This window comes from Roseivirga echinicomitans (assembly GCF_001592935.1).
In the GTDB taxonomy this organism is placed as follows: domain Bacteria; phylum Bacteroidota; class Bacteroidia; order Cytophagales; family Cyclobacteriaceae; genus Roseivirga; species Roseivirga echinicomitans.
In genome coordinates this window covers 383657-392161 of record NZ_LRDB01000012.1, presented here as the reverse complement: position 1 = coordinate 392161, position 8505 = coordinate 383657, and the positions used below count along the sequence as shown (strand labels likewise).

Below are 8505 nucleotides of genomic sequence, written 5' to 3'. Positions count from 1 at the left end.
CAAAAGCCTTTGAGAAATCAGGTTAGGAATCTATAACAGTTGCTCCTTGGTTTTCAAATCATAAGATGACAAAAGAGCTTGTTGTTTGTCATAAACGAGATTGCCAATAATTCAAGTCAAAAAAAATCCCTGTACGCAAAATCACTTACAGGGATAAATATACTTTCAGACGGCCTTTAAAGGCCTCTCTTGATCTTAATTATTAGATGTGGCACCAAAGTTTTTAGCCGCAGTTTTCTCAATCAAATCACCTTCTTTGATAGTTTTAGACACTACTAAGAATGGACCAGAAACTACAACATCTCCTTCTTTCAAACCTTCCAATACTTCAATATTGTCGTAATCACTGATACCGGTTTTCACTACAACCATTTTGGCTTTTCCACCTTCATCAATAAACACCACTTCTTTGGTTTCATCCTTTGATGAGGCATTTGTAGTCACAACAGCATTGGTTCCTGTGGTCTGACCCTCTGTTACTTTTGCATTTGGGTTTCTCGTAGTTACAGCCGACAATGGAACAGAAAGAACTCCCGATTTTGTGTTGGTAATGATTTCAACACTGGCAGTCATTCCTGGCCTGAATGGAGAAGCACTTTTAATCTCAGAAAGTAAGTCTGCAAATGACTCATTCAGGATTCTGATTTTCACTTCGAATTCTGTTACTGCATCTGCAGATGATTTAGCATTTGCCGTATTAGCGATTGAAGTTACTATTCCTCTGAATTCTTTATCCATTGAGCTATATGAATCAACATCAATGATAGCCGTGTCACCTTGAGTTACTCTGATGATATCGTTTTCGTTTACATCAACTCTCACTTCCATCATTGTCAAGTCTGCAATACGCATCATTTCAGTACCCGCCATTTGCTGAGTTCCAACCACACGCTCTCCTTTTTCAACATCTAGTTTCGATACAGTTCCAGAAGATGGTGCTCTTACCACAGTAAGTCTTACGTTTTCTTCTGCCTCCTCTACCGTAGCTTGACTTGACTTAATTACATACTCAGAAGCGTTAACGCTTTCTTTAGCAGCATCCAAATTCTTTTTAGCTACTTCATAATTAGCCTTAGCCGTTTCGAAATCAGATTCAGAGATTACATTCTCTTTTCTTAATTGCTCAGAACGTTCAAAAGCTTGTTTAGACTGAAGTAATTGTGCTTCGTTTCTTGCTACTTGAGCAATGCTAGACGCCAAGTTGGCTTTCTGCTGATTCAGGTTTGCTCTCGCTCTTTCCAATGCAGATTGCAAGTTGTCAGGTCTAATTTTAACCAAAATCATTCCTTCGGTTACAAAATCTCCTTCTTCAACATTCAATTCAATAATCTCTCCTGCCACATCTGGGCTAAGTTTGATTTCCGTTACAGGCTGAACTACACCAGAGGCAGTTACCTTCTCTATAATAGTAGCTTTTTTGGCAGATGCCATCTGAACTTTTAACGTTTTAGCCTGGCCTATAAAGCCCGCTTGTTTGCCAACCACGGCAACTACTAAAATCAGCACTACTGCTACTAACAGTATATAGATTAGTTTATTTGATCCTTTCTTTTTCTTAGCCATGTTATTGTAATGTAATTGGGTTCCCTAAATAGAAATCTAAAATCTTTGTTCTAAAAATGTACTCGTATTTGTTTCGAATTAAATCCGCTCTCGCTGAAAACAAGTTATTGCTCGCAATTTGGTAATCAAGGTTGTTTACGTCACCTACATTGAACCGTTGTTCAGTAGCTCTGAACGACTCTTCTAATGCCGTTACACGCTTAAGTGTCGCATTATATGTATTTAATGCTGCTAAAGCACTGTTATAAGCTGACTCTATACTTTGCCTCAGTTGATTTCTCGTGTTCATTGACGTTATCTCGGCACGCTGCTTAGTGATTTGAGCCCTTTGTAGATTCGCACTGTTAGAGTACTTACTGAAAATTGGTACGCTCAAATTTATTGAAACTGACTGACCGAGGTTGTCATCATACTGATTGAATACACCATAGTTCTCTGCGTAAACAGGTATAGTCTGTTGACTTGGATTTGAAAAAACAGATTGATTAGTTCCTTCTACAAAACCAATGTTCTTTGCAGGAACAGTAACATCTTGCGTTCCAATCAACTGCCTAGCCCTTCCAGAATGGTTAGTGGAAACACTACCTCTCAAACTCAAACTTGGAAGAAAAGCACTTTTAGCAATATCCACTCCTATTTCACTAGTTTTCACTCCTAGCTCAGCACTTTGTATTTCTGGCTGCACACCCATTGCAATATTATAAATCTCACTTGGGCTTTGAGAAATAAAACCGAGCTGATCTACAGAAACTTCTGGAGCAACAACTTCCAAAGACTCATCAGCAGGCATTTGCATGGCTTGCTTTAAGTTAAGCGAGGCTGCACGTAAGCTGTTTTCAGCGTTCACTACTGAAACCTCATTTGTTGCAACCTGAGACTCCAAATCTAATTGGCTCGTCATAGGAAGTGATCCTGCGTTCACTAATTTTTTTGTTCTTTCCAATTGCGCTTGAGAAGACTCCAATTGAAACTGAGCATTCTTCAACTGCTCTCTGCCCAATAAAACATTTAGAAAGTTGGTTGCTACTGTTACACCAATATCATTCTTAGCTTTCTGAAGATCGAACTCACTTGCATCAAGATTAAGCTCATTTCTTTTAATAGAGTTTCTTAACGCTCCTCCATTAAACAATGTCACCGATGTGCTAGCAGACACCCCACTACTAACAAAGCTGGTACTAATAAAGCCGTTGGTTACGGGGTCAATTGTTCTACCAAAAGACTTCCCTACATTTCCTCCAGCACTTAAGCTGGGTAGGAGGGCAAATTTCGATTCTTTCAGCGAAATTTCACTGTTCAACTTATTCAGTTCACTAGAACGAACTGTCAAGTTGTTTTGCCATGCGTAATTAATACACTCCTCTAGCGTCCAGTTATTTTGCTGACCATAGGACGCAAAGAGCATAAAGAGCCCTGTAAGGCTCAGGTAAATTTTTCTTTTCCAAATCATGTTTGATTGCTTTTTAAAAATCTATATCGGGTATATAAATGACCTTTTTGACCCAACTTAAATGGTTTAAATATTCAATTGTAATTTTATCTAGTCCTGAATCTGCTTCAATACAGTGACATGCCATATCCGATTTTCCTTTCCGGTTAACCGACATATTTGCAATGTTGCATTCAGAATTAGCTAAGATGTTCGCTATAAACGCTATTACCCCTCTTCTATCATCTGCTGTAATAATCAAAGTGTGCAAATTGGCATTAAAGCCTGTTGAAAATCCATTCACACTTACTATTTTGATTACTCCACCACCTCGACTTTCACCAACTACCTCAATTGTTTCTTCTTTAGCGGTTGCTTTGATCTTCACAGTATTCGGATGCATTGTAAGCGAGTTACCCACTGATCTAAAGCCATAGGTAAACCCTACTTTCTCTGCCTCATCAAATGCCGTTTTGATTCTAGCATCATCCGTTTTAAAGTCTAGAAGCCCGGCTACAATTGCCCTATCACTTCCATGCCCCTCATAAGTTCTGGCAAATGAATTGTAAAAAGTAATCTCAGCAGTTTCAGGCTGACAGCCCAAAATCTTCCTCGCTACTCGCCCAATTCTAACTACTCCAGCAGTATGCGAGCTAGAAGGACCTATCATTACAGGACCTATCATATCGAATACACTACTTTGCTCAGCCATAACCATAATTTATTCTACTTTCAATATTAGAGAATAATCCCCTACTTGAATTCGCAATCTGTTTAAGTGGTTTATAGAATACATGAAAGCGATATTTAATTCCCGACTCATAGAAATTGACAGCCTAATGCTCGATACTAAAAACCGAGCGTTCTGCTATGGAGACGGCCTGTTCGAAACAATTGTTACAGGCCCCAACCGAATTAATTTGACTGATTTTCACTTTGAAAGATTAATACGGGCCTGTAAAGTCTTAGACCTTGATTCTCCTCCATTTTCAAATCAAGAACTAAATAACATGATCTCCCAACTAGCTGATATAAACCAACTTAATGGAGACTTAAGAACCCGACTCCAAGTTTGGAGGGAAGAAGGAGGACTTTACGGCCCACAACAATCTGTCTCTTCTTTTCTCTTACAGGTGGCAATAACTACCAAACCAGCTTTTGCTGAAGGTGGATCAATTGGCATTTCTACTACATCAAAAGTTAGTCAGACTGCCATCTCATTTGCTAAGACCATGAGTGCTTTACCTTATGTATTGGCAGGCATAGAGATGCAACAAAAAAAGTTAGACGAAATTATTTTATTGGATGATCAGGGGAATTTAGCTGAGACCCACAGTTCAAATCTGTTTTGGATTGAAGGTGATGAGATATTTACACCATCTCTTAAAACTGGTTGCATTCAAGGTATAATGAGAAGATTCATTTTAGAAAAACTGGAAGTAGCTGAAGTTATGAGCAAGCCAGAAAGACTCATACAGGCAGACTCTGTATTCTGTTCTAATGCCAGTGGAATTCGTTATTTCAATTCGTTCGAAAACAAGAAATATTCGAACCCGGAAGAAAAGCTCAAGAAATTACTTAAACTGCTACAGCCCCTTTAATATGTGGGTGAGGGTCATACCCAACCAACTCAAAATCTTCAAACTTAAAGTCAAAAATATTTTTCACATCAGGGTTAATCTTCATTGTTGGTAAAGGACGAAAATCCCTAGATAGCTGAAGCTCTGTTTGCTCTAAGTGATTGTTATATAGATGAGCATCACCAAAAGTATGAATGAACTCCCCAGGCTTTAAATCACAAACCTGAGCCACCATCAATACCAATAACGCATACGATGCAATGTTAAACGGAACCCCCAAAAACACATCGGCACTACGCTGATAAAGCTGACAGGAGAGTTTTCCGTTCGCTACATAGAATTGGAACAATGCATGGCAAGGGGGAAGTGCCATATGATCTACATCAGCTACATTCCATGCACTCACCATTAAACGTCTAGAGTTGGGATTTTTCTTGATTTGATCGATCAGTTTGGTGATTTGATCGATTGTTCCTCCATCTCTAGCAGGCCAATTCCTCCACTGATAACCATAAACTGGCCCCAGGCCTCCATCTTCATCTGCCCAATCATCCCAAATAGAAACACCATTGTCTTTCAGGTATTTAATGTTGGTATCGCCTTGGAGGAACCAAAGCAATTCATGAATGATCGACCTCAGGTGAAGTTTCTTGGTGGTTACCACAGGAAAACCCTCTGATAAATCAAAGCGCATTTGATAGCCAAAAACACTGCGCGTACCCGTTCCTGTTCTATCCCCTTTGTCCACTCCATTTTCCAGAATGTGTTTCATTAGGTCGTGGTACTGCTTCATAAATATGCCATTTTTCGAATGAAGAATTGATCCTCAAAATAAGCTCTTTTAAAGATCAATTCGAAGTTTGACCTAAGGTTTTTGATCCCTACTCGCCTGACTTATGAAGAATTAGAGAGAGTCTAAATCAACAGCATCCGATTTAGAACTCCACTTTTTATAACCAAACATAAGATTCAGCCCAAAACGAAAATCCATTTTAGAATACTGCTCTGGCTTGTTAGAAATCAACATATTGTCTGTCGCCAGATAAAGCTGCATTGGCCCAATATCAGTAGCAAGATTCAGCCCGAGGTTAACTTCATTTTGAGGTCCTCTATAACTTCCCAAAACTCCAAAAGTGAATTTATTTACGGTATGGTTATATGCAACTGCAAAAGATGGATCTATCTCTTTAAACACATGATTATTGAAAGCTATCACGGTAAACTTATCTCTCGATGTTAGAAAAAGCGATGCTGCCAAATAAGTTTTCATTGGTAAGCTGGTACTAAACTCTTTCTGGGTTTCGTTAGACCTAAACTTATTCTGAATACTATCTTTAAACGAATCTGAAGAGTTCTCAAGCCCTCTTAATTGTATACCACTGATGGTGACGGTTGTGTCGGCAGTATTATAGTTCCTTACCTGCTCTTTCCAATTAATAGTACCAATATCATTCATTGCCGCCTCAACAGTAAGCCAATCCAACACCTTGAACTTGGCACCCAAATCGAAGGCAACCGTTTTGTTCTGATTACTCATGGCATAACTTGATGTAGCATTACTCTCGTAGTCATCGCTATTCATCAATAAGTCTAACCCCGCAGTATTTATTGTTGCGTTTTGGAGGGATACACGCCAACTATTATCTATCTCGTTAGTATACAAAGTTCCGCTTGCGCCCTCAGCAGTTGATGCATGAAACAAGCCAGTGATCATCTTGACCCTTGCGCCCACAGTTAATCTATCTTCTAAGAACTTATGTGCATGTCCTATACCAATCTCATGATACGTATTTGCAAATATTCTGGTGTCCGAAAGGTTAATTTCAGCACCAATGCGATTAGAGTTACCATTAGCTAAGAACTCCATTAGATCCTTACCATATCTTAAATCTATAGAAGCTCTAGCATTAGCAAAAAGGCTATATGCTCCATTCTTTGTTTTATATCCTACATGAAAAAGATTGGCGGTTACATCTGTACTTATCGTATTGATTTCCGCAGAAGCCGCTAGCATCACATCAAAGTTAACTTCAAAATTGACGTCTCCACTTTGTTTAGAAATCAAATCTCTCAACTTGAAATCAGATTGTGCTAAAAAACCCGCAGTAGGTAATCCAAATGTAAAAGTTCCCTTAGGGATAAAAGCTGGTTGTAAGCTTTGCGTTTGGGGAACCAATTCTCTCAACTGAAAATACGAAAAGTATGCCTGTGAGTAAGAAAACTGAATGGCGAATACTAAAAGAGCTGTGGTTAGTAGAAGTTTTTTCATGGCTTTCATCAGTTCTTAGTGTTTAATTCAATATCCGCCTGAGCAGCTAATTTTATTTTTAGGCTATAGTCCGAGAAGAATTTCACGGCCTGATTAGAAGACGCGTCTGTTGTGGTGAGTCGTGTTACCACATCAATACTTGTTGCATTTTCTAAAAGTCGAATATCAGCATCTAAAAAATTAATATCTACAACATTAGTCGTTGGACCAGTTGTTCTTCCGTCACTCCCTACTGGGGCGCCTTCAAACAAAGCTCTTTGACTAACCGTAAACACAGCATCGCCATTTACATCTTTAAAAACCAACTCAATCTCACCTCCTAGTGGCAACTCATTTTCAGCAATCAATCTTAAAGTCAATTTCTTAGCTTGTTCTAAGTCCCCCGCAATGTCAAAAGCAACATTCTGACGAGAAACTAAACCGTTGATATTGACAATCATTGGCATTTCTAGCAGCACTCCAATACTTAATTCATTACTAGCTCCAATAAAATTATACTGGGCTGGTGCACTAGCAGGGTTAGTTTCAGTGTTCACTTCTATAATTACCTTTTTCGGCATTGAACTGATCAACTCAGGAATGTTGGAATTTGTCGAATTCAACTTGAGCACTGTATTTACACTTGTGCCAATCGCTCCTACTAGTGGCCCATTAACAATCCCTGGTGTTGTGGCCGCACTCCCTGTTAGGGGGATAATCTGACCCTTTTGGGTAATTGCTGCAATCTGGTTGAAATTAACGCCAAGAGGGAACCCAAAGCTATTATCAAAAACAAAGTTGAAGCTTGGCTCTGCGAAACTGATTGATCCTTCTTTAAAGGAGTCAAAGAAATCAAGGTTCAACAGTTCAAAATTTATATCAAGACTACGTGATCCAATAAAGCCATACACCAAGTCAAATTTTGGACTAATCAATGACATGGAAAAACTGACCCCATCTGTCGCCTGAATAACGGAATTACCTGAAGCCCTTACCTGGTAATCCAGCTTAACAACAATTTTATTTCTAACTACATTACCGTTCTTATCCTTCGAAAAATCGCCCACGTACTTACTTAATGCATCACTTAAGTTTACATTTGCGTTTGCGGGTGTAAGTGTTCCTGATACTACCAAGGGTAAACGAGTATCAATATCAATTAATGAACTTAATGTAAGTGTATAGTTTACTTCAGCATCAATTTCAGAGTTCATCATTATATCGATACTACCTCCACTAAACCTCACACTATCAAACGCCTCATTTTGGGTAGCCGCTAAATCAAACTCAAATACTTCATTATAGTCGAACTGTGCACTAAAACCTTGAGTATTGACATTGAGTCCTGCATCTACTTCCTGAGCAAAGGTCTGATCCGCTAGAGTAAGGAAGCCTGTTGCTGTCTGAGATTGTAGTTGCGCCTCATACGTAAGCATAACTACGTCATCCGAGTTTTGCCCAATATCGACCCCTGCACCACTTAACTCACCAAACAAATCTTCTACAGTGTAGGATAGTTCACCTATAGGAATCGCCAAGGAAGGCGTCCATACGAAATCATTGAGCTCGGCATCTGCGAAATATTCAAAATTACAACCAACTAGAAGGGCTGTAGCACTTACTGCTAGCAGAAAGCTCCTTATTCTTTTTATTGACATAGAAATATTGTTAAGTACACACTCTTG

At 39.1% G+C, this 8505-nt stretch carries 7 protein-coding genes; 1 reads left to right on the top strand and 6 read right to left on the bottom strand.

The window, feature by feature from the left end:
- Positions 1–195 precede the first annotated feature (195 nt).
- Genes AWN68_RS10655 through sdaAB form a run of 3 tightly spaced genes read right to left on the bottom strand, consistent with a single transcriptional unit; the run spans position 196 to position 3704 of the window.
- Positions 196–1563 (bottom strand): efflux RND transporter periplasmic adaptor subunit, encoded by a 1368-nt coding sequence (locus AWN68_RS10655; RefSeq protein WP_068415184.1) that lies wholly within the window; start codon positions 1561–1563, stop codon positions 196–198.
- A gap of 1 nt (position 1564) precedes the next feature.
- Entirely contained in the window at positions 1565–3013 is a 1449-nt protein-coding gene (locus AWN68_RS10650; protein ID WP_068415182.1) for a TolC family protein, read from the bottom strand.
- 13 nt (positions 3014–3026) lie between these two features.
- Positions 3027–3704, bottom strand: coding sequence for an L-serine ammonia-lyase, iron-sulfur-dependent subunit beta (gene sdaAB / locus AWN68_RS10645; RefSeq protein WP_068415235.1), 678 nt, complete (start codon positions 3702–3704; stop codon positions 3027–3029).
- A gap of 82 nt (positions 3705–3786) precedes the next feature.
- Between sdaAB and AWN68_RS10640 the strand changes: the two genes are divergently transcribed.
- Positions 3787–4593, top strand: a complete 807-nt coding sequence (locus AWN68_RS10640; RefSeq protein ID WP_068415180.1) for an aminotransferase class IV — start codon at positions 3787–3789, stop codon at positions 4591–4593.
- Here the strand turns inward: AWN68_RS10640 and AWN68_RS10635 are convergent.
- The 3 genes from AWN68_RS10635 to AWN68_RS10625 all read right to left on the bottom strand — a co-directional run bounded on the left by AWN68_RS10635 (position 4571) and on the right by AWN68_RS10625 (position 8478).
- Positions 4571–5365, bottom strand: coding sequence for a thymidylate synthase (locus AWN68_RS10635; RefSeq protein WP_068415177.1), 795 nt, complete (start codon positions 5363–5365; stop codon positions 4571–4573). The genes AWN68_RS10640 and AWN68_RS10635 overlap by 23 nt on opposite strands.
- Positions 5366–5476: 111 nt before the next feature.
- Complete coding sequence (locus tag AWN68_RS10630) at positions 5477–6841, bottom strand: DUF5723 family protein (RefSeq protein ID WP_157716167.1); 1365 nt, start codon at positions 6839–6841, stop codon at positions 5477–5479.
- Between the two features lie 8 nt (positions 6842–6849).
- The gene (locus tag AWN68_RS10625) at positions 6850–8478 is read right to left on the bottom strand and encodes a hypothetical protein (RefSeq protein ID WP_068415171.1); all 1629 of its coding nucleotides are present in this window, start codon (positions 8476–8478) and stop codon (positions 6850–6852) included.
- Positions 8479–8505: the final 27 nt, after the last annotated feature.

Excerpts from the sequence above, each read along its gene's own strand:
- AWN68_RS10655 (WP_068415184.1), bottom strand. The coding sequence starts at position 1,563 with ATGGCTAAGAAAAAGAAAGGATCAAATAAACTAATCTATATACTGTTA.
- AWN68_RS10640 (WP_068415180.1), top strand. The coding sequence starts at position 3,787 with ATGAAAGCGATATTTAATTCCCGACTCATAGAAATTGACAGCCTAATG.
- AWN68_RS10625 (WP_068415171.1), bottom strand. The coding sequence starts at position 8,478 with ATGTCAATAAAAAGAATAAGGAGCTTTCTGCTAGCAGTAAGTGCTACA.
- AWN68_RS10635 (WP_068415177.1), bottom strand. The coding sequence starts at position 5,365 with ATGAAGCAGTACCACGACCTAATGAAACACATTCTGGAAAATGGAGTG.
- AWN68_RS10650 (WP_068415182.1), bottom strand. The coding sequence starts at position 3,013 with ATGATTTGGAAAAGAAAAATTTACCTGAGCCTTACAGGGCTCTTTATG.
- sdaAB (WP_068415235.1), bottom strand. The coding sequence starts at position 3,704 with ATGGCTGAGCAAAGTAGTGTATTCGATATGATAGGTCCTGTAATGATA.
- AWN68_RS10630 (WP_157716167.1), bottom strand. The coding sequence starts at position 6,841 with ATGAAAAAACTTCTACTAACCACAGCTCTTTTAGTATTCGCCATTCAG.